The following is a 19475-nucleotide window of genomic DNA, read 5'->3' as shown; positions in this document are numbered from 1 at the left end:
TCACACTGATACTGTGAACCCAAGGTTTACAAGGAGGTTGGATATGTCGGCGGAAGAGGCCGAGCGGTTGGTGCGGCAGATGGCGGACGCGGTGCCGGTCGAGGCGATCGACCCGGGCCCGAAGGGCAGCGACTTCGGCGACGAGCAGGAACGCCGGGTGGTCGCGTTGAGCAAACTCCGCGCGGCGCTTGAGGCGGAGGAGCTGATGGCCGAAGCGGCGGGGCGCAACACCGCCGCCGCGGCGGCGGAAACGGTGTGGCTCGGCGCGAGCCTCGCGGACCTGAGCACGGTCACCGGCCGGTCCCGGCAGGCGGCCCGCAAGCGGTGGCCGGAGCTGGGCGGCATCTACCGCCGCCGCAAGTGGCTCGGCGACCACGTCGAGGACATCACCTACATGGCGGGCCTGCTGTCGTCCCGAGCCGACGACCTGGTGCCCGGGCGCGGCCACGGCACGTTCATGAAGCTGATCCGGCAACTGCGCGAGGGACTGCGCCGCAGCGAGGAGGACTTCGCCCAGGAAGCGCGGGAGAGCGCGGACCCGGCGGCGCGCTGGCGATCGCTCGACGACCTGGTGAACGTGACGATGCGCGAAATCATCGAAACGGCGGGAAAACCGGCAACCCCGGAAGCGGACTTCGCCCTCCACGGAGCCCGCGGAGTCCTCGGCTACTACGACCACGCCACAGCCGAATCCCCGGAATCCTGACCGGGCCTGCGCGGCCGGAATCGGCGACCCTGTCAACTGCATGAAGTGGGCTGACTAGCCCACAGCAGAACGGCTACGAGGTCCGTCACCACGGACGAATGGACCCCTGAAACGGGTCGAGCCCGACCGGAGCTCGACGAGGACCACGCACAGTCGCAGACCGGCGCATGGAGCAGACGAGCACGAGATATCCGGAGGTACCGATGAAGGCAATCGTCGCGACGGATCAGGCCGCGGAAGCAGCCGGGATCACACTCGCGGAGCGGCCTGAGCCGACGCCGGCGATCAACGACGTCGTCGTTGAAGTCCATGCGTCGGGCTTCGTCCCCGCGGAGTGGGAGTGGCCCTCGACGTGGGTCGATCGCTCCGGTCACGATCGAGCCCCGGCGATCATCGGCCACGAGTTCGCCGGAGTGGTCACCTCCCTCGGCTACGGCACGACGGGACTCTCGCTGGGCCAGCGGGTGTTCGGGATCACGGACTGGCACCGCGATGGGACCCTGGCCGAGTACGCGGCCGTGGAGGCGCGCAACCTTGCGCCGCTGCCGGGGAACGTCGACTTCACGGTGGGTGCGAGCCTGCCGATCTCCGGCCTGACCGCATGGCAAGGCCTGTTCCAGCACGGTCGTCTTCAGGCGGGGCGGAGCGTCCTCGCACACGGCGCCGCCGGCGCGGTCGGATCTGTGGTGACGCAGCTCGCCCGGGAGTTCGGCGCCTACGTCATCGGTACCGGGCGGGCGGCGGACCGCCAGGCGGCGCGCGACTTCGGCGCGAACGAGTTCCTCGACCTCGACAACGACGATCTCGAAGACATCGGCGGGGTCGACCTGGTCTTGGATGTCATCGGCGGTGACATCCAAAGGCGCTCGGCGAGCATCATCCGGCCTGGCGGGACGCTGGTGTCGGTGGTCGGGCCTGCTGAGGCTCGCCCTGTCGACGGCCTCGCGGTCGACTTCGTCGTCGAGTCCGTTCCGAGTCAGCTGGTGGAGATCGTCGACCGGGTGCGGGACGGGCGCCTTCGCACGCACATCGGAACCGTCGCGATCCTCGACGACGCCGTCCCCGCGCTCAACCCGACCGAGCGGCGCAAGGGCAAGACCGTCATTCGCGTGCGCCCCTGAGCGCCCTGGAATAGGCCAACAGCGCCGTCATGCCGACACCCTGCTGACGAGATCGGCACCCGACCCGACGCCGACCGGTTCTGGGCGGAATCCGGACACCTCCGGGTGGTCAGAGATCGGCGAGGGCCGTGATCGGGTTTTCGGTGCAGTCCGCGATGTAGCGGAGGAAGCCTCCTGCCGTTGCTCCGTCGCAGACCCGGTGGTCGAACGTCAGGGACAGCTGGGTCACCTTCCGGAGGGCCAGCTCTCCCCGGTGGGCCCAGGGTTTGTCGATGATCCTGCCGATGCCCAGGATCGCCGCCTCCGGGTGGTTGATGATCGGGGTGGAGCCGTCCACGCCGAACACGCCGTAGTTGTTGAGCGTGAACGTGCCGCCCGTGAGGTGCTTGGGTTCGAGGTCTCCCGCGCGGGCCAGGCCGGTGCGGTGCGCGATCGCTTCGGAGAGCTGCGCCGTGCTCATCTCGTGGGCGTCGCGGACCACCGGGACCATCAGGCCACGTGGTGTTTGCGCGGCGAAGCCGAGGTTGATGTGCCCGAACTGGACGATCTCGCCGCGTTCGGTGTCCACCGAGGCGTTGAGCTCCGGGAACCGCCGCAGGCCCGCCACGCAGAAGCGGGCGATCAGCGAAAGAAGGCTGATGTCCGCGCGCTCCTTGAGCAGCGCGCGGGCCTCCAGCAGGCGGGTCGCGTCCACGTCCACCCACGTGCTGGCGTCCGGGATCTCCCGGCGGCTGCGGGCCAGCTTGTCCGCGACGGCGCCGCGGAGGCCGCGCAGCGGCGTGCGGATCTCGCCGTCCCGCTGGGGCGGCTCGGGACGTGCCGCGGAATCCACGTCGCGGCGCAGGATGACTCCGCTCGGCCCGGTTCCGACCACATTGGACAGATCGACGCCGTGCTGCTTGGCGAGCCGGCGCACGATCGGCGAGAGCACGCGCGGCGCACCGTTGGGAGCGGGCGCGTTCTGCGGTTCCGCGGTTCGCAGCGTGCGCGACGAGGTGTGTGCCCGGCGGCGTCGGCGGGTGGCCGTTCCGCCGGTTCCGTAGCCGACGAGCACGTTGCCCGAACCGGCCCGCTCCTCGGTGCGGTGCTGTTCGTGCGGCGAGTCCTCGCACGCGATCGTCGTCAGTGGCGCGCCCACGGCCAGCACGTCGCCCGCGGCGCCGTGCAGCGTCACGACCACGCCCGCGTGCGGGCAGGGCACGTCGACGACCGCCTTGGCGGTCTCCACCTCGACGACGACCTGGTCCGCCTCCACCCGGTCGCCGACCGCCACGTGCCAGCGGACGATTTCCGCCTCGGTCAGGCCCTCTCCGAGGTCGGGCAGCGCGAACTCCGCCGAGCGCGTCATGCGGCGTCCTCCTGGTTGCAGGCTCCGTCGAGCCACTTCGCGTCCGGTTGGTCGTCCCACTGCAGTCGGTCCAGCGCGTCGAGGATCCGGTCGACGCCGGGCAGGTGCACGTGCTCCAGCTTCGGCGGCGGGTACGGCACGTCGAAGCCCGCGACGCGCAGCACCGGCGCGGCCAGCGAGTGGAAGCAGCGCTCCTGCACGCGCGCGGTGATTTCCGCTGCCACACCGGCGAATCCGGGAGCCTCCTGGAGCACCACGCAACGCCCGGTGCTGCGGACGGCCTCGATGATCGTCTCGTCGTCGAAGGGCACCAGGCTGCGCGCGTCCACGACCTGGACGTCCCAGCCCTCCTCCTCGGCCGCCGTGGCTGCTTCCATGGCCAGCGGCACGCCGGGGCCGTAGGCGATCAGCGTCGCGTCGCGGCCCGGCCGGCGGATCGCGGCGCGCCCGATGGGCTCCGCCTTCGCGGGCAGCTCGATGTCCTGTTTGGACCAGTAGAGCTTCTTCGCCTCCAGGAACACCACCGGATCGGGATCGTCGATGGCCTCGCGCAGCATCGAGTAGGCGTCCGCAGGGGTCGCCGGCGCGACGACCTTGAGGCCCGGGGTGTGCGCGTAGTAGGCCTCGCTGGAGTCGCAGTGGTGCTCCACACCGCCGATGCCGCCCGCGAAGGGCACCCGGATGACGATCGGCATGCCGACCGCGCCGCGCGTCCGGTTGCGCATCTTCGCGATGTGCGAGACGACCTGCTCGAACGCGGGGAAGGCGAAGGCGTCGAACTGCATCTCCACCACCGGGCGGAAGCCGGCCATCGCCATGCCCACCGCGAACCCGGCGATGCCCGATTCGGCCAGCGGCGTGTCGAAGCAGCGGTCCTCGCCGAACTCGGCCTGCAGGCCGTCGGTGATCCGGAAGACGCCGCCGAGCAGCCCGACGTCCTCGCCGAAGACCACCACGCGCTCGTCCTCGGCGATGGCGTCGCGCAGCGCCGCGTTGAGCGCCTGCGCCATGGTCGTCGGTGCCATTTAGAGGTCCTTTCAGGATGCGGCGTCAGCCGCATGCGGTGTGGGACTCAGCTCGCACCGCCGCGGGTTCTCAGGCGTCGTCTGGCGAGGACAGCCCCAGCGCCGTGTATTGGTCATACATAAGTCGGGGATCCCGGAGTCCAGGCGGCGTCTGAGGTTCCGCTACCTGCACCGCCGGGCAAGCCCATTTGGAATCACTGCTTACAGCGCCTCCTGTTCGGCCCGGAGCTGGGCGAGCTGCTCCGTCAACTGCGGTGTCGGTTCGGCGTAGACGTGCCGGAAGAGGTCCTCGGGATCGACCGCGGGCTCCTGCTGCATGCGGGTCCGCACCCCGGCGGCGAACTCCTCGGCCTCCGCGGCGATTCGCTCCACCGCCGCGTCGTCGAGGTGGCCGCCGGCGCGCAGGTGGCGCTCCAGGAGGCCGATCGGGTCCCGCTGCTGCCAGTGCTCGACCTCGCCGGGCGGCCGGTAGCGCGTCGCGTCGTCGGCGTTGGTGTGCGCTTCCATCCGGTAGGTGTGCGCCTCGACGAGGAACGGGCCGTTCCCGGCGCGGGCGTGCGCCACCGCACTGTCCAAAACGGACAGAACCGCCGCGGCGTCGTTGCCGTCGACCTGCTCGCTGCGCATCCCGTAGCCGATTCCCTTGTGCGCCAACGAAGGTGCGACCGACTGCTTGGCGAGCGGGACGCTGATGGCGTACCCGTTGTTCTGCATGAAGAAGACCACCGGCGCGCGGAAGACGGCGGCGAAGTTGAGCGCCTCGTGGAAGTCGCCCTCGCTCGTGGCGCCGTCGCCGAGCAGCGCCATGGCCACGGTGTCGTTGCCCTTGCGGGCCTCGCCGTGGGCCAGCCCGACCGCGTGGAGCGTCTGGGTGGCCAGCGGCGTGCACTGCGCCGCGGTGCGGGTCGCCGGGACGTCGTACCCGCAGTGCCAATCCCCGCGCAGCAGCGTCAGCACCTCGACCGGGTCGATGCCGCGCGCCACCAGCGAGACCGAATCCCGGTAGGTCGGGAACAGCCAGTCGTCGGCGCCGATGCTCAGCACCGCGCCGACCTGGCAGGCCTCCTGGCCGCGGGACGACGGGTACACCGCCAGCCGTCCCTGCTTGGTGAGCGTGGTGGCCTGCGCATCGAACCGGCGGCCGAGCACCATCGCCCGGTACGCGGCCAGCAGCCGGGCGGGCTCCGGCATCGGGTACTTCGGATCGGGCTGTTCCAGCAGCCGCACCGGGCTGCTCGACGGAAGCCATTCCACGACCGAAACCTCCTCAGGACGACTGGCTTGAGATGGTCGGCCAAGTCGCTCACGTGATACAAGTCATGGCGGGATAATCGGAACGAACGGCATCGAGGAAGCAACATGGTCGACCAAACGTCCATCGGGATCGATTCGCGGGGCGGCCGGTCCGGACGATCGGCACCGGCGCTGGACGAGATCGACGCGCGGATCGTCGAGGAGCTGGGCCGGGACGGGCGGATGTCTGTCCGCACGCTGGCGGAGCGAGTGAGCATCTCCCGCACCAACGCGCACAGCCGCGTGGAGCGGCTGATCTCCAGCGGGGTGATCACGGGTTTCCACGCGCGGGTCGACCCGGTCAAGGTGGGCCGGGGCACGGCGGCCCTCATCGGCCTGTCCATCGAGCAGGGCGCCTGGCCCGAGGTGTCCCGGCGGCTGGCCGCGACCAGCGGCGTCGAGCACGTGGCGCTGGTGGCCGGGGACTTCGACTTCGTGGTGCGGGTCCGGACCGAGGACAACCTGTCGCTGCGGAACCTGGTCTTCGACCACATCCAGTCGCTGCCCGGGGTCCGGAACTGCCACACCTGGCTGATCTTCGACGAGTTCGAACCCGAGCGGTGAGAGCGCGCCGCCGCCTGGCGGCGGCGCGCGTCAGAGGTCGAGGTCGACGACCACCGGGGTGTGGTCGGAGGTGCCCTTGCCCTTGCGGGCCTCGCGATCCACGTAGGAGTCCGCGACCGCACCGGTGAAGCGCTCGTTGCCGTAGACCAGGTCGATGCGCATGCCCTGGTTGTTCGGGAAGCGCAGCTGGCGGTAGTCCCAGTAGGTGAACGGGACGTCGTACTTCAGCGCCCGCGGGTAGACCTCGGCGAGGCCGGTCTCCGCGAGCGCGGCGAGCGCCTTGCGCTCGTCCTCGGTGACGTGGGTGCTGCCCTCGAAGGCCGCGATGTCCCAGACGTCGGCGTCGGTCGGGGCGATGTTGAAGTCGCCGAGCACGGCGAACGGCCGGTCGGCGGCCAGCTCCTCGATGGCCGTGGCGCGCAGCGCGTCGAGCCACCGCAGCTTGTAGGCGTAGTGCGGGTGCCCGACCTCACGGCCGTTCGGGACGTACACCGACCACATCCGCACGCCGCCGCACGTCGCGCCGATCGCCCTGGGTTCCTGGGTCTCGAACATCGCGCCGTCGGCCTGGAAGCCCGGCTCGTCGAGCAGCCCGCGGCGCACCTCGTCGATGCCGACCTTGGACAGCACCGCCACGCCGTTCCAGCGCCCGGTGCCGTGCGCGGCGACCTCGTAGCCGAGCTCGCCGACCTCGTCGACGGGGAAGGCGTCGGCGGCGCACTTGAGCTCCTGGACGCACAGGACGTCCGGTTCGGCCTTGCCCAGCCAGTCGATCAGCTTGGGCAACCGGGCGCCGACGGAGTTGACGTTCCAGGTAGCGATCCGCATGCCCGAACCCTGTCACACCACCCCGTCACCGGCGGCGAGGGGCACCCCGGCTGTTTCCAGGCTCGTTTTGCGTGGCGGTGCAGGTAGCGGCCCCCCTGCGGGAGTTGCTGTCGCCTTCTCGCTGTGGGATCCCCGACTCATGAATGCCAATTCACCACGCCGGGGCTGTCCTCGCGAGAAGACGCCTGAGAACCCGCGGCGGTGCAAGCTGCGAGGGTGGGCTAAGCGGCTGCGCCGCTTCAAAGACAAAACCCCGCGTTACCACACCTCAACACCACGACATCCAAACAACCTCTTTAGCAGCACGAAGTGCGCACGGGTCGCGGTCAGCGGGGGAGCCACTCGGGGCGGCCGGCACCGCGGGGGAGGAGGACGTGCCGGTAGGCCCCCGGGGTTTCCGACATGCGGACCTGGTCGGTGACGCCCTGGTAGCGGCCGAGGGGCGTGTCGGCGGTGAAGGTCTCCGGATCCAGGTAGGCGTGCTCCTCGCCGGTGCCCGCGACGGCGTGGGCGTAGTCGCGGTCGAAGATGCCCATGCTCAGGATCCACAAGGCGGCCCGGGTCAGGGAGACGTGCACGCGATAGCTGCCGCCCTCGGTGGCGCGGCGGACGAGCGCCTGGCCGACGCCGAGCGCGAGCAGCCACGACACGATGTAGTCGTTGACCACCAGGATCGGCGGCAGCGCCGGCGTCTCGCCGTCGCCTTCGAGGTTCATCATGCCCACCAGGCTGCCCGCGGACTGGTCGAAGCCGACCCGCTGTGCCCACGGCCCGGCGCTGCCGTTGAGCATCGCGGTGGCGTGGATGATGCCCGGCCGGGTGGCGGCCGCTTTCTCCGGCGACAGCCCGATCGATTCCAGGTAGCCGGGCCGGCGGTTGGCGTAGAACACGTCGGCGCCGGCGAGCAGCCGCCGGATCAGCGCGGCGCCCTCCGGCCGGTACGGGTCCACTGTGGCCGATCGGACGCCGACGTTGGCGGTGATGTAGGTGGTGTCGTGCTCGAGTTCGCCGGGGCGCCAGATGTTGAGCGCGTCCGCGCCGTGCAGCGCCAGCGCGCGTCCGACGCCGGCCCCGGCGATCACGTGCCCCATGCCCAGCGCGCGGACGCCGTCCAGCGGCGCGCTGCCGGGGCGGAACGGTTCGGGGTCGCTCTCGCCGATCTTGGTGATCTCGATCAGCGGCATGTCGGCGAAGAAGTCGCGGTACTGGACCTCGGCGAGCAGCTCCGCCGGACTGCGCAGCATCGGCATGACCACGCCTGCGGCCTCGCCGGCCTCCTCCAGGTCGCGGGCCCGCCAGCCGGCGATGGCTCGGCCCACCGCCGCAGCGTCGTCCGGCACGCCCAGCAGCTTCTGCGCCCCCATCTTGAGCTTCGGGTACGGGTTGAGCGGCATGACCCACCGGTCGTCGGCGGTGCGGTAGAAGGCGAAGCCCAGCGCGTTGCTCGGGTTCGCCGGGCTCGCGCCGGGATAGCCGTTGAGCAGCTCCCACCGGCGGTCGTAGAACGGGCACAGCCGGTGCGGGGCCGTGCGCAGGTCCACCGAGATGTCCTGGCCGCGCCCGCCGCGCAGCTGCCAGATCTTGGCCATCACGACCGACTTGGCGGCCAGCGCGATGCCCGCGGCCCCGCCCAGCCGCAGCGGGCTCGGCACCACCGGGTCGGCGCCGAGGAAGGAGACGCGCCCACCGGAGTCCGCCGGGTCCAGCCCGACGCCGGCCAGCAGGTCGGCGAGCTCGGCGTTCGGATCGAAGGCGTCGTCGGTGGCGGGCGCTGCGATCGCCTTGCTGATTCGCTCGGTGAGGGACACGGTTCCTCCTGGACTGGTGCCGCGCGGAATTCCTTGTGCAGGCTAACGATTCGCCGCGCTCGCGGCTGGACTGATTCGCGAACGCGGCGTGACCGCAGTGGTCACGTGGCGTGACCAGGAGGAGGATCCACTGAGGACTGGGGTGGCGTCAGCGGAGGATGTTGTGCTCGCCCGCGTACTGGTAGCGCCACACGCCGTCCGCGCGCCGGTCGTGCCGGTCGTAGCGGGCGCACGGCGCTTCGCCGTCTCGCGGGGACGGGAAGGTGAACTGGCCGAGGGGTAAGTCCGTGTCCGGCGCGGGGATGATGAACGAGCGGCCGTCTTCGGGGCCGCCGATCAGTTCGGCGTACACGTGCTGCTGCATAGGTCTTCTCCCGGGCTCGGCCCCAGTCGGTTTCTCGCCCCATAGGACCAAATGCTGCGGCCCGGAGTTCCACACTTCACCCGATCGTCTCAACGAGAGGCCGCTGCCCAGCGAACGGACATCCCGCGAACGGCCGTATCGACCCGCAACCGGGCCGGCTCGGTTCCGGGTCGCCGTGCGGTCACTTCGGCAGGCCGAGAACGCGTTCGGCGATGATGTTGCGCTGGATCTGGTTGGTGCCGCGCGCGATCCGCCGCCCGCGGCTCTCCAGGAAGGCGCGCCGGAACTCGTCGACCGGGTAGCCGTCGCCGTCCGGGCGGACCAGGCCGCCGAGCCCCTGCAGGGACATCACGGCGGCACCGAGGTCGCAGTGCAGCTCCGACCAGTTGACCTTGTCGATCGCCAGCAGTTCCCGAGCCGGGTTCCCGGCGCGCAGCTCGTCGGCGACGCGGCGGCCGGTGAAGCGCATCAGCTCGACGCGGATCAGCAGCCGGGCGAGCTCGTCGCGCACCAGCGGGTCGGCCAGCCTGCCGAGGTCGCGCAGCCGCGCCACCAACCGGTCGAACTCCGCGCGGTAACCGGGGTACTGCGTGGTGATCTCGCCGGCCCGTTCGGCGCCGAGCGTGGTCATCGCCACGCGCCAGCCGTCGCCGAGCCCACCGATCACGTTGGACAGCGGGGCGCGGGCGCCGTCGATGAACTCCTCGCCGTAGCCGTGCCCGCCGGCCATCTGCCGGATCGGTCGGACCTCGATGCCGTTGCCGGACATCGGCACCAGCACGTAGGTCAGGCCGCGGTGCCGCTCGGCGTCCGGGTCCGTGCGGCAGAGCAGGAACATCGTGTTCGCCTCGGTCGCGCCGGAGGTCCAGATCTTGTGCCCGTGGACGACCAGCTCGTCGCCGTCGACGACGCCCGTGGTGCGCAGGCTCGCGAGGTCCGACCCCGCGCCGGGCTCGGAGAACCCCTGGCAGTGCACGCGCACAGCGCCCGGGCCTCGGCCGCGTCGAAGACGACCGTCGCATCGGGTTCGGAGTGAGGAGTGAACGGACCGTTCGCCTCGGTAGGCGGGACGAACGGTCCGTTCACCTCACCCACTTCCTGCCGACCCCGCCCGCCCCCGGAGCAGCCGGGTGCCGGTTGAAACCGGCCGCGCGCCGGGTACGCCGACGGCATGTCCAAGAGGAAGCCCCCCGACCTACCGCGAACGCTCCGCGGTGATCGCCCGTGACCGCGCGGGTCGAGGTGGAGGGGCGGCGGATCGAGCTCTCCAACCCGGACAAGGTCCTGTACCCCGATGACGGTTACCGGAAGCGGGACGTGGCCGAGTACTTCCGGTCGGTGGCGGCGGTCCTGGTCGCGCACGCGCGCGGCAAACCGATGACGCTGCGCCGTTTCCCGGACGGCATCGGTTCCGCCGGGTTCTTCCAGAAGGAGGCGTCGAACCACTTCCCGGATTGGGTGCGGGTGGCGGCCGTGCCGCAGCGAGGCGCGCCGGGCGCGGTGCACCACGTCGTCGTCGACGATGCGGCGACCCTGCTCTACCTGGCCGGTCAGGCGTGCCTGGAGTTCCACATCGGACTGTCCACTGTGGATGATCTGGATCTCCCGGTGCTCGCCGTGCTGGACCTGGATCCGCCGGACGGGGTGGAGCTGTCCGAACTCCGCGACGTGGTGCGGCTGGGGTGCGAGCGGTTCCGGGACGCCGGGCTGTCGCCGCACGTGCAGGCCACCGGCGGCAGGGGATTCCACATCGCCGCCCCGCTGCGCGGCGATCGGGGATTCGACGAGGTCCGGGCCGCCATCCGGGAGCTCGCCGAGGCGATGGCGCGCGACGAGCCGGACCGGCTCACCGTCGAGCAGCGCAAGGACAAGCGAGGCGACCGGATCTTCCTGGACACCAACCGCAACGCCTACGGCCAGACGATGATCGCGCCCTACTCGCTGCGCGCCCGCCCCGGAGCACCGGCCGCGACCCCGTTCGACCTCGACGAGCTCGGCCGCGTGACGCCGCAGTCCTACGGCCTGGCGAACATGGCGCGGCGGCTGGCGCAGAAGGACGACCCCTGGGCGGATCTGGAAGATGCGCGATCCGGGAGCGACTTTCCGCATCCCGGCAAACCCGGTTGACGCTCGCCTGCGCGTGCGTGACCCGGCGGCCTCCCGGGTACGCCTGTCGAACAGGTTCGTTCGAGGGGAGGGACCGTGGAAGCCGAAATCACCCTCGTCGTGGACGGGACCGAACACCGGTTCACCGTCGACACGCGCACGACCGTGCTCGACGCCCTGCGGGAAGGACTCGGGATCACCAGCGCGAAGAAGGGTTGCGACCACGGCCAGTGCGGTGCGTGCACCCTGCTGATGGGCGACCGCAGGGTCAACAGCTGCCTGATGCTCGCGGTGGCCTTCGACGGTGCCGAGTTCCGCACCGCCGACGGCCTCGTCGGCGCCGACCTGCACCCGGTGCAGCGGGCGTTCATCGAGCACGACGCGTTCCAGTGCGGGTACTGCACGCCCGGCCAGGTTTGTTCCGCCGTCGGCGTGCTGTGCGAGATGCGCGACGGCGAGCCGAGCGCGGTCACCGCGGACGGCGCCGGGCTGGCCGATGAGATCCGCGAGCGGATGAGCGGCAACCTGTGCCGCTGCGGCGCGTACGCCAACATCGTCCCGGCCATCGCGGAGGTGGCGCAGCGATGAAGCCGTTCCGCTACCAGCGCGCCGCCGACGTCGCCACCGCCGTGGACACCCTCGCCGCGACGCCCACCGCCGCGTTCCTGGCCGGCGGCACCAACCTGGTGGACCTCATGAAGCTGGAGGTCGAGCAGCCGGACGTGCTGGTGGACGTCCGGCGGCTGACCTCCGGCCGGATCGAGCAGCACCCCGAGTTCGTGCGCATCGGCGCCGCGGTCACCAACACCGCGCTGGCGGCCGATCCGGTGATCCGCGAGCGCTTCCCGATGCTCTCGCAGGCGGTGCTGGCGGGCGCGTCCGGCCAGCTGCGCAACCTCGCGACCACGGGCGGGAACCTGTTGCAGCGCACCAGATGCGTCTACTTCCAGGACGTGACGACGCCGTGCAACAAGCGGGAGCCCGGGACGGGTTGCCCGGCGCGGGAGGGCTTCCACCGCGATCACGCGATCCTCGGCACGTCCGATGCGTGCGTCGCCACGCACCCGTCCGACATGGCGGTGGCGATGGTCGCGCTCGACGCGGTGGTGAACACCCAGGGGCCGCACGGGCAGCGGGCGATCCCGCTGGTCGGGCTGCACCGGCTGCCCGACGACGAGCCGGAGCGGGACACCGTCCTGGAGCACGGCGAACTGATCACCTCGATCGACATCCCGTCGCTGGGCTTCGCGGTGAACTCCCGGTACCGCAAGGCCAGAGACCGCGCGTCCTACGCGTTCGCGCTGGTGTCGGTGGCCGCAGCTGTGGACGTCGCCGACGGCGAGCTGCGGGACGTCCGGCTGGCGCTGGGCGGCGTCGCCCACAAGCCGTGGCGGGCGACGCGGGCCGAGATGGTGCTGCGCGGCGCCGCCGCGACCGAGGAGAAGTTCCGGGAGGCCGCCGATGCGGAGCTCGCCGACGCGCGGCCGCTGCCCGGCAACGAGTTCAAGATCCCGTTGACGCGCAACATGATCGTCGACGTCCTCGCCGAGCTCGCGGAGGTGCGGCGATGACCGCCACGACCAGCCTGATCGGCGCGCCCGTCGACCGCATCGAAGGCGACGAGAAGGTCCGGGGCGCCGCGCTGTATGCGGCGGAGCACCCGGTCCAGCGGCCGGTGCACGTGTTCCCGCTGCAGGCGAACATCGCGCTGGGGCGGATCACCGGCATCGACACCGCGGCGGCGATGCGCGAACCCGGCGTGCTGGGCGTGCTCACCCACGAGAACGCGCCGCGGCTGGCCTCGACCCAGGACGCCGAACTGGCGATCCTGCAGTCTCCCGAGGTCGCCTTCCGCGGGCAGTTCATCGGCGCGGTGCTCGCCGAGACGGTGGAGGCCGCCCGGCGGGCGGCGAACCTGGTGCGGCCGAGCTACGAGACCCGCACCCACGACGTTTCCCTCCACCCCGCCCGCGCCGACCTGGTCAAGCCCGGCGAGGTCAACGGCGGCTTCCCGACCGACACCGACGACGGCGACGTGGACGGCGCGCTGGCCGCCGCGGCGGTGGTCGTCGACGCCACCTACACCACGCCGCAGGAGCACAACAACCCGCTGGAACCGCACGCCACCATCGCGATGTGGACCGACGACGAGCTCACCCTCTACGACTCCACGCAGGGCGTGCACTGGGTGCGCGACACGATCGCGACGCTGTTCGGCATGGAACCGCACCGGATCCACGTGGTGTGCCCGCACACCGGCGGCGGCTTCGGTTCCAAGGGGCTTCCGCACGCGCACGTGGTGCTGGCCGCGATGGCCGCTCAGCTCGTCGCCCCGCGACCGGCCAAGCTCGTCCTGACCCGTCAGCAGATGTTCTCGGTGGTCGGCTACCGCACCGGCACCATCCAGCGGATCCGGCTCGGCTGCGACGCCGCCGGCGTGCTGAGCGCGATCAGCCACGACGTGGTCGAGCAGACCTCCCGGATCAAGGAGTTCGCCGAGCAGACCGCGGTGCCCACGCGCGTCATGTACGCCGCACCGAACCGCCGCACCACGCACCGGCTCGCCGAGCTCGACGTGCCGGTGCCGTCGTGGATGCGCGCGCCCGGCGAAGCGCCGGGCATGTTCGGCCTGGAGGTCGCCATGGACGAGATGGCGATCGCCTGCGGCCTGGATCCCGTCGAGTTCCGCATCCGCAACGAGCCGGACACCGATCCCGAGTCCGGCCGGCCGTTCTCCAGCCGGAACCTGGTCGCCTGCCTGCGCGAGGGCGCGCGGCGGTTCGGCTGGGCGGAGCGCGATCCGGCGCCGCGCGCGCACCGCGACGGGCCGTGGCTGGTCGGCACCGGGGTGGCCGCCTCGACGTACCCGGTGTTCAGCATGCCGGGCTCGCGGGCCACCATCCAGGCCCGGCCGGACGGCCACTACCGGGTGCTCATCGGGGCCGCCGACATCGGCACCGGGGCGTGGACCGCGCTCACCCAGATCGCGGCCGACGCGCTGGGCGTCGGGATGTCCGAGGTGGTGCTGAGCATCGGCGACACCGACCTGCCCTACGCCACCGGCGCGGGCGGGTCGACCGGAATCCTGTGCTGGGGTTCGGCCATCGTGGACGCGGCCCGCCGGCTGCGCGCCGAGCTGCCTGCCGGGGAACCGGTCCCGGACGAGGGTGTGGAGGTCACCGGGGCGCTGCCGGACAACCCGTACGCCGGGCAGTTGTCCATGCACAGCTTCGGCGCGCAGTTCGTCGAGGTACGGGTGCACACCGCGACCGGGGAGATCCGGGTGCCCCGGCTGCTGGGGATCTTCGCGGTCGGCCGGATGATCAACGCCAAGACCGGGCGCTCGCAGCTGCTGGGCGGGATGACCATGGGGCTGTCCATGGCGTTGCACGAGCACAGCGTGGTCGACCCCCGGTTCGGGCACGTGGTCAACCACGACTTCGCGGGGTACCACATCCCGGTCAACGCCGACATCGGCGAGATCGAGGCGGACTGGATCGACGAGCACGACCCGTACGTGAACCCGTTGGGCGCCAAGGGGATCGGCGAGCTGGGCATCGTGGGAACGGCGGCGGCGATCGCCAACGCCGCCCACCACGCCACCGGCATCCGCGTCCGGGACCTGCCCATCACCCTGGACAGGTTCCTGTCCTGAACCCGTGCCCGGACGCGGGTTCAGGCGCAGGCGGACCGGTAGGGGCGATTCGGGACGTGACGCGCCCACTGCTCCGCGTTCATCGCGGGGACGTTGTAGGAGCAGAGGTCCTCGTACAGCCGGTCCGAGTCCAGCTCCAGCAGCACAACGCCCTGTCCGATTTCGGGATTATCGGTGTCCACGGCGAGCGTGTGGTCGTCCGGACCGAACTCCAGGGCGATGGTTTCGGCGGGAATGGTGAAGTGTTCGGCGACGGCGGCTGGATCGGCCACGTCCCAGAGCCGCACGGTGCGGCCGAAGAACGAGGAACTTCGGTCGGTTCGCATCGCCACTGCCAAGAATCGGTCATCGTCGCTGGTCAGGGTGCTCGACACCGATTCATCTTCGTCCTCGATCGGGATGCTGCTCAGAACGGACGGATGTCCGAGGTCGCCGACATCCCACAGCTCGATGGTCCGCGACATGGTGGACGCGGTGATCACGACGGCACCTTCGCGGCTCACGGACATGGCGCTCGCCGGAGGCAACTCGCCTCGTCTTTCGGCGTTGCCGGAACCGGTCAGCTGCCACAATGTGACCTCGCGGTCGGGCACCAGGCCGTAAAGCCGGTCGTTCGAGACGAATGACTGCTTGAACCCGGTGGTGTCGAAGTCTCCATCATCCGGGTCGTCGCTCCCCACCGCGTCTCCGCCGATGGGCAGTCGGAGATCGGTCAGATCCCAGAGCCGGATCCTGTAGAGGTCGTCGAAGACGACCAAGCGGCGTCCTCCGCTGCTGAGGTCGAACCCCTTCACCCCGCTGGCACTCGCGACACGTGCCGCCTCCACCGGCCGATCGGGGGCGGCGATGTCGAACAGGTGGATCGCGTCGTCCGCATCGTTGTGCATGGCGAGGACGTGGTTCTCCAAGCCGACTGCCACGCGTAGGTTCCCGGTTTCCGGGCCGGGCTTGGCGATCGTCGACCTGATGACCGGATGGCGAGGATCGCCGACATCCCACAGGGCGACCGACGACCTGTCACCGGCGAATGCGATGAGCGTGCGGCCGTCGGAGAGGAAGCCGCCGGATTGCCAGGGCTGCGGGAGCACGGCGGCGACCGTCGGGCGGCGGCGGTCGGTGATGTCCCAGAGCTGGGCGCCGTCCTCGTGGAAGCCGATCAACACGTTGCCACCGCCGCCGAACACCGAGCCGGGCGTGCCGGTAAACTGGTAGGTGGAAAGGCGTGTGGGTAAGGGCGGCGCGCTGGGTGTGGTCCAGATCTGGACCACACCGCGGTCGCGCCCCGCGACGATCTGGTGATTGTCGGGCGAAAATGCCACCGCCCTGGCCGGGCTACCGCTGCGGAAGCTGTTCAGGCTTGTCATCAGCGGATCGGTCAACCCGGTGTCGGTGAATTCGTATCGCTGGACGGTGCCCGAGCTGCTGCTGGCGGCGAAATGTTCTCCGTTCGGGCTGAACGCGATGGACAGGACGTCGCCCTTGTCCCACTTCGGGCCGAGGGTGGAGGTCAAGTCGCCGGCGGAGATCCAGTCGCCGGTGGAGTGCAGCCCCAAGCTCTTGGAAACCGGGTTCCGGGGATCGGTGACGTCCCACGACTCCATCCGGCCGAAGACGCCGCCGGCGATCAGCCACCGTCCCTCCGGGCTGAACACCACGGCCGAGGCGGATTCGGCCGGCAGCGTTGAGATCACCGAGGGTTGGGCTTCGGCCAGGTTCCACAGCCGGACCGTGCCGCCGGTGCTGGCGGCGGCGAGGGTGGCCCCGTCCGGCCGGAACGCCACGGACGTGACGTCCTCGGTGTCGACGAACAGCGTGTGCTGCGGGGTCGGACGGGATATGTCGCTCAGATCCCACAACCTGAGCCGGCCTTCGTCGCTGCCGGCGGCGAGCATGCGTCCGTCCGGGCTGAACGCGACGGTCATCGCAAGATCGGTCGCGGATTCCACCCGCGCCTTCTCCACCGGATGGCGCGGATCGGTCACATCCCACACGAACAGGGTCCGACGGCTGTGCCCGGCGAGCAGGCGCCCGTCGGGGCTGAACGCGATGGCCGCGGTACCCGGTGTGGGCAGCACCGCGCCACCTGCGGGATGCCGGACGTCTGAAACGTCCCAGAGACGCACGGTGTGGTCGGTGGCCGAACTGGCGAGAACACGCCCGTTCGAGCTGTACGCGACGTTGAGGACGTCCCCGGTGTGGCCGGGCAGGCTGATGGGGTACGGAGTGGTGACAGCGGCGTGGATCGCGGCGCGTGCCTCGGGTGTCTTGGCGGTGCGGTAGGCCGCCAGGCTCAGCTGCAACGCGGCGGCCGGGTCGCTGGTGCGGATCGCATCGGCCTGGGTGGCGAGCTGCACCGATGCCGCCTCCTCGTCGCGTTCGGCGTTGATCCACGACTGCTGGACAGCGACGACGCCGGCCAGGAGGAGCGCGCCGACGACGCCGATGACGAGCAACCGGCTGAGCAGCCCCGCCCGGGTGCTGGCGCGCAGGAAATCCCGTTCGAGCGCGGTGAGCCCCGCCCGGGGCTCGTGATCGCCCACCCACTGCCGCGCTGCGGCGAGGCGGCTTCCCCGATAAAGCGTTGTCCGGTCCCGGTTTTCGCGTTGCCACGCATCGGCGGCCTCGGCGAGTCGTTGGTGGACGAGCAGACCGGAGCGATCCTCGTCGATCCAGTTGCGCAACCTGGGCCAGGTGCGCAGCAGCGCCTCGTGGGTGATCTGCGCGGTGTCCTGGTCGACGGTGACCAGCCGGGCTTGCACGAACGCGTCGAGGGCGTGGCGCATCGCCTCGGTCTCGTGGCCGGGACGTTCCCGGAGGAGGTCGGTGACGTTGACCGGGCGACGGCCGTCGTCCACTCCTTCGGAGAGGCGCACCATGCGCAGCAGCAGCGTTCTCGCCGCGCGTTGCTCGGCGTCTCCGAGCTCGTCGAAGGTGGCGTCGGCCTGCTGAGTCACCGCTTTCCAGATTCCGCCGGTGGCCCGGTACCCGGCCAAGGTGAGCGTGCCGGTGTGCGGCTCTCGTCGCTGCCAGGTGCCCAGCAGCGCGAACGACAGCAGCGGCAGCGTGCCGCCGGTGTCCTGGGCGACGTCCTGCCCCGATCTCAGATCCTGCAGCAGGAGTTCCGCCAACCCGTCTTCCAACGGGAGACCGGCGACCTCGGCCGGCTTCTCGATGGTCTCGCGCAACTCCTGCTCGGACATGGGTTTGACGAGGAGCTGACCGTCCTCGAGCGCGGGCAGCAATTCGGGGTAGGCCAGACAGCGGGAGTAGGCATCGGCCCGGATGCCGAGGACGACCAACGCCGGCGCCGGCGTGCCGCCTTCGCCGGATTGCGCTGCCGCGCACAGGGCCTGGATGAACGCCCGCCGCTCGTCCTCGTCCGGGCAGGCGAAGACCTCCTCGAACTGATCCACCACGAGCAGGATCCGGCCGTCCGGCACCTCGGTGCCATCGGCTCGGGTGCGCCCCGCGTCGCGCACGATCTGGGCGAACGTCATCGGGTTGGCGGCCAGTTCGGCGCGCAGCGCTTCCCGGGAAGTCCCGGCGAGCTGGGCGAACCGGGCGGCGAGGGTGTCCAGCGGGTGTTCGCCGGGGGTGAGCACCGAGGACGGCCAGGTCCGCGACCCGTGAATCGGCAGCCGGCCCTGTTTCACCGCCGGCAGCAGCCCGGCGTGCAGCAACGACGACTTCCCCGCGCCGGATGGGCCGACCACCGCGGCCAGGCTCGTGTCCTGCGCCCTGGCGGCCAGGTGACGCATGAGGGTGGCGGTCAGCTCGCCGCGGCCGAAGAAGTACCGCACGTCCGCGGTGCTGAAGGCGTCCAGCCCGAGGTAGGGGCAGGGCTGGTCGGTCCTCGGGTTCTCCTCGGTCCGGCCCGGTGGCCGTGGCGCGGTCACGGTCGGGGCGGCGGGATTCGTGGCCAGCACCAGTTCGCCGGTGCGCCCGCTGAGCTGGCGGTGCGGTTGCGGAAATCCGTGCCGGGGCAGCGTGCGGGAGAGGTGGCGGTACGCGTCCTCCGCGGTGAGCAGCGCGGGCATGGTGGGATCGCCGTCCCGCAGGAACGTGATGAGTTCTCCGCTGAACGCGGTGTGCTTTCTGCCTTCGGGGGCGAGCGCCCTGGTTTCGGGAGCGGCCGAGGCCAGCAGATAGGTGCCGCCCATCGTGGCCAGCTCCAGCGCGTCCGCCACCGGTGTGCCGAACGATCCGCGGGCCCGTCCGGAGAAGCAGCAGTCCAAGATCACCACGACCGCCTGCGCGCGGCTGTCGGTCAGGGCGTCGCGGACGGCCGAGAACGGCAGTGCCTTGGTCGCAAGAGCCCGCGCGAAATGATCGGTATCGCGAGTCGCGAGGTACAGCTCGTTCCCGGCGCTGACCAGCCCGTGCCCCACGTAGTAGAAGAGCAGCGCGTCCGTTGCCTGCGAGGCCGCGTCGATCAGCGCGCTCTCCAGCGCACTCGGCGTCGGATCGATCAGCGGGCGCAGCAGGTTTCCTTCGGCGAGGCCACAGCGGTCCGTGAGAACCTGCGCCAGGTCCCGCACGGTGCCGGGCACCGCCGGCACGTCCGGCAACGGCGACGTCGATACGTGCTTGCCGGTTCCGGCCACCAGGACACGGGTCCCGGGCAGTCCCAACGTCAACGGAGACACGATCGGTCCGT

Annotated in this window: 15 protein-coding genes; 7 read left to right on the top strand and 8 right to left on the bottom strand. The window is 70.9% G+C overall.

The window, feature by feature from the left end; translation table 11 throughout:
* The first annotated feature begins 43 nt into the window (after window positions 1-43).
* Together BLW84_RS25375 and BLW84_RS25370 are read left to right on the top strand one after the other, a co-directional pair.
* A complete protein-coding gene (locus tag BLW84_RS25375) occupies window positions 44-706 on the top strand; it encodes a hypothetical protein (RefSeq protein ID WP_093269745.1) in 663 nt (220 codons plus the stop codon).
* 203 nt (window positions 707-909) lie between these two features.
* Window positions 910-1827 (top strand): NADP-dependent oxidoreductase, encoded by a 918-nt coding sequence (locus tag BLW84_RS25370; protein ID WP_093269742.1) that lies wholly within the window; start codon window positions 910-912, stop codon window positions 1825-1827.
* A 109-nt stretch (window positions 1828-1936) separates the two neighbouring features.
* Here BLW84_RS25370 and BLW84_RS25365 read toward each other — a convergent pair whose 3' ends face one another.
* The 3 genes from BLW84_RS25365 to BLW84_RS25355 all read right to left on the bottom strand — a co-directional run bounded on the left by BLW84_RS25365 (window position 1937) and on the right by BLW84_RS25355 (window position 5454).
* Window positions 1937-3175 (bottom strand): dihydrolipoamide acetyltransferase family protein, encoded by a 1239-nt coding sequence (locus BLW84_RS25365; protein WP_093269738.1) that lies wholly within the window; start codon window positions 3173-3175, stop codon window positions 1937-1939.
* Complete coding sequence (locus BLW84_RS25360; protein WP_093269735.1) at window positions 3172-4200, bottom strand: alpha-ketoacid dehydrogenase subunit beta; 1029 nt, start codon at window positions 4198-4200, stop codon at window positions 3172-3174. Before BLW84_RS25360 ends, BLW84_RS25365 begins: the two co-directional genes overlap by 4 nt.
* 201 nt (window positions 4201-4401) lie before the next feature.
* Window positions 4402-5454: a thiamine pyrophosphate-dependent enzyme gene (locus tag BLW84_RS25355; protein ID WP_093269732.1), complete on the bottom strand. Its 1053-nt coding sequence runs from the start codon at window positions 5452-5454 to the stop codon at window positions 4402-4404.
* A gap of 105 nt (window positions 5455-5559) precedes the next feature.
* On the opposite strand from BLW84_RS25355, the gene BLW84_RS25350 reads away from it, so the two are divergent.
* Entirely contained in the window at window positions 5560-6057 is a 498-nt protein-coding gene (locus tag BLW84_RS25350; protein WP_093269729.1) for an Lrp/AsnC family transcriptional regulator, read from the top strand.
* A gap of 30 nt (window positions 6058-6087) precedes the next feature.
* Here BLW84_RS25350 and BLW84_RS25345 read toward each other — a convergent pair whose 3' ends face one another.
* From BLW84_RS25345 to BLW84_RS25330, 4 genes are all read right to left on the bottom strand, one after another.
* A complete protein-coding gene (locus BLW84_RS25345; protein WP_093269727.1) occupies window positions 6088-6885 on the bottom strand; it encodes an exodeoxyribonuclease III in 798 nt (265 codons plus the stop codon).
* 326 nt (window positions 6886-7211) lie between these two features.
* Window positions 7212-8693 (bottom strand): CoA transferase, encoded by a 1482-nt coding sequence (locus tag BLW84_RS25340; RefSeq protein WP_093269724.1) that lies wholly within the window; start codon window positions 8691-8693, stop codon window positions 7212-7214.
* A 148-nt stretch (window positions 8694-8841) separates the two neighbouring features.
* Window positions 8842-9057: a hypothetical protein gene (locus BLW84_RS25335; RefSeq protein ID WP_093269721.1), complete on the bottom strand. Its 216-nt coding sequence runs from the start codon at window positions 9055-9057 to the stop codon at window positions 8842-8844.
* A gap of 181 nt (window positions 9058-9238) precedes the next feature.
* On the bottom strand, window positions 9239-10033 hold the full coding sequence (locus BLW84_RS25330; protein WP_218157458.1) for an acyl-CoA dehydrogenase family protein: 795 nt from the start codon (window positions 10031-10033) through the stop codon (window positions 9239-9241).
* A gap of 248 nt (window positions 10034-10281) precedes the next feature.
* Between BLW84_RS25330 and ligD the strand changes: the two genes are divergently transcribed.
* The 4 genes from ligD to BLW84_RS25310 all read left to right on the top strand — a co-directional run bounded on the left by ligD (window position 10282) and on the right by BLW84_RS25310 (window position 14818).
* The gene (ligD, locus tag BLW84_RS25325) at window positions 10282-11184 is read left to right on the top strand and encodes a non-homologous end-joining DNA ligase (protein ID WP_245761367.1); all 903 of its coding nucleotides are present in this window, start codon (window positions 10282-10284) and stop codon (window positions 11182-11184) included.
* A gap of 75 nt (window positions 11185-11259) precedes the next feature.
* Window positions 11260-11751: a 2Fe-2S iron-sulfur cluster-binding protein gene (locus tag BLW84_RS25320; RefSeq protein ID WP_093269716.1), complete on the top strand. Its 492-nt coding sequence runs from the start codon at window positions 11260-11262 to the stop codon at window positions 11749-11751.
* Window positions 11748-12734, top strand: coding sequence for an FAD binding domain-containing protein (locus BLW84_RS25315; protein WP_093269713.1), 987 nt, complete (start codon window positions 11748-11750; stop codon window positions 12732-12734). The genes BLW84_RS25320 and BLW84_RS25315 overlap by 4 nt, the downstream gene beginning before the upstream one ends.
* The gene (locus tag BLW84_RS25310; RefSeq protein ID WP_093269710.1) at window positions 12731-14818 is read left to right on the top strand and encodes a xanthine dehydrogenase family protein molybdopterin-binding subunit; all 2088 of its coding nucleotides are present in this window, start codon (window positions 12731-12733) and stop codon (window positions 14816-14818) included. The genes BLW84_RS25315 and BLW84_RS25310 overlap by 4 nt, the downstream gene beginning before the upstream one ends.
* A 20-nt stretch (window positions 14819-14838) precedes the next feature.
* Here the strand turns inward: BLW84_RS25310 and BLW84_RS25305 are convergent, their stop codons facing one another.
* On the bottom strand, window positions 14839-19464 hold the full coding sequence (locus BLW84_RS25305) for a caspase, EACC1-associated type (protein ID WP_177226681.1): 4626 nt from the start codon (window positions 19462-19464) through the stop codon (window positions 14839-14841).
* Window positions 19465-19475 lie beyond the last annotated feature (11 nt).

It is taken from the genome of Saccharopolyspora shandongensis (genome assembly GCF_900106995.1).
In the GTDB taxonomy this organism is placed as follows: Bacteria; Actinomycetota; Actinomycetes; order Mycobacteriales; family Pseudonocardiaceae; genus Saccharopolyspora; species Saccharopolyspora shandongensis.
Note: the sequence above shows the minus strand (reverse complement) of the source record. Positions and strands in the feature narration are given on the sequence as shown.

Bases quoted from the DNA above. Each gene is read 5' to 3' on its own strand.
- BLW84_RS25370 (WP_093269742.1), top strand. From the start codon at position 910: ATGAAGGCAATCGTCGCGACGGATCAGGCCGCGGAAGCAGCCGGGATC.
- BLW84_RS25335 (WP_093269721.1), bottom strand. From the start codon at position 9,057: ATGCAGCAGCACGTGTACGCCGAACTGATCGGCGGCCCCGAAGACGGC.
- BLW84_RS25350 (WP_093269729.1), top strand. From the start codon at position 5,560: ATGGTCGACCAAACGTCCATCGGGATCGATTCGCGGGGCGGCCGGTCC.
- BLW84_RS25365 (WP_093269738.1), bottom strand. From the start codon at position 3,175: ATGACGCGCTCGGCGGAGTTCGCGCTGCCCGACCTCGGAGAGGGCCTG.
- BLW84_RS25310 (WP_093269710.1), top strand. From the start codon at position 12,731: ATGACCGCCACGACCAGCCTGATCGGCGCGCCCGTCGACCGCATCGAA.
- BLW84_RS25345 (WP_093269727.1), bottom strand. From the start codon at position 6,885: ATGCGGATCGCTACCTGGAACGTCAACTCCGTCGGCGCCCGGTTGCCC.
- BLW84_RS25360 (WP_093269735.1), bottom strand. From the start codon at position 4,200: ATGGCACCGACGACCATGGCGCAGGCGCTCAACGCGGCGCTGCGCGAC.
- BLW84_RS25375 (WP_093269745.1), top strand. From the start codon at position 44: ATGTCGGCGGAAGAGGCCGAGCGGTTGGTGCGGCAGATGGCGGACGCG.
- BLW84_RS25315 (WP_093269713.1), top strand. From the start codon at position 11,748: ATGAAGCCGTTCCGCTACCAGCGCGCCGCCGACGTCGCCACCGCCGTG.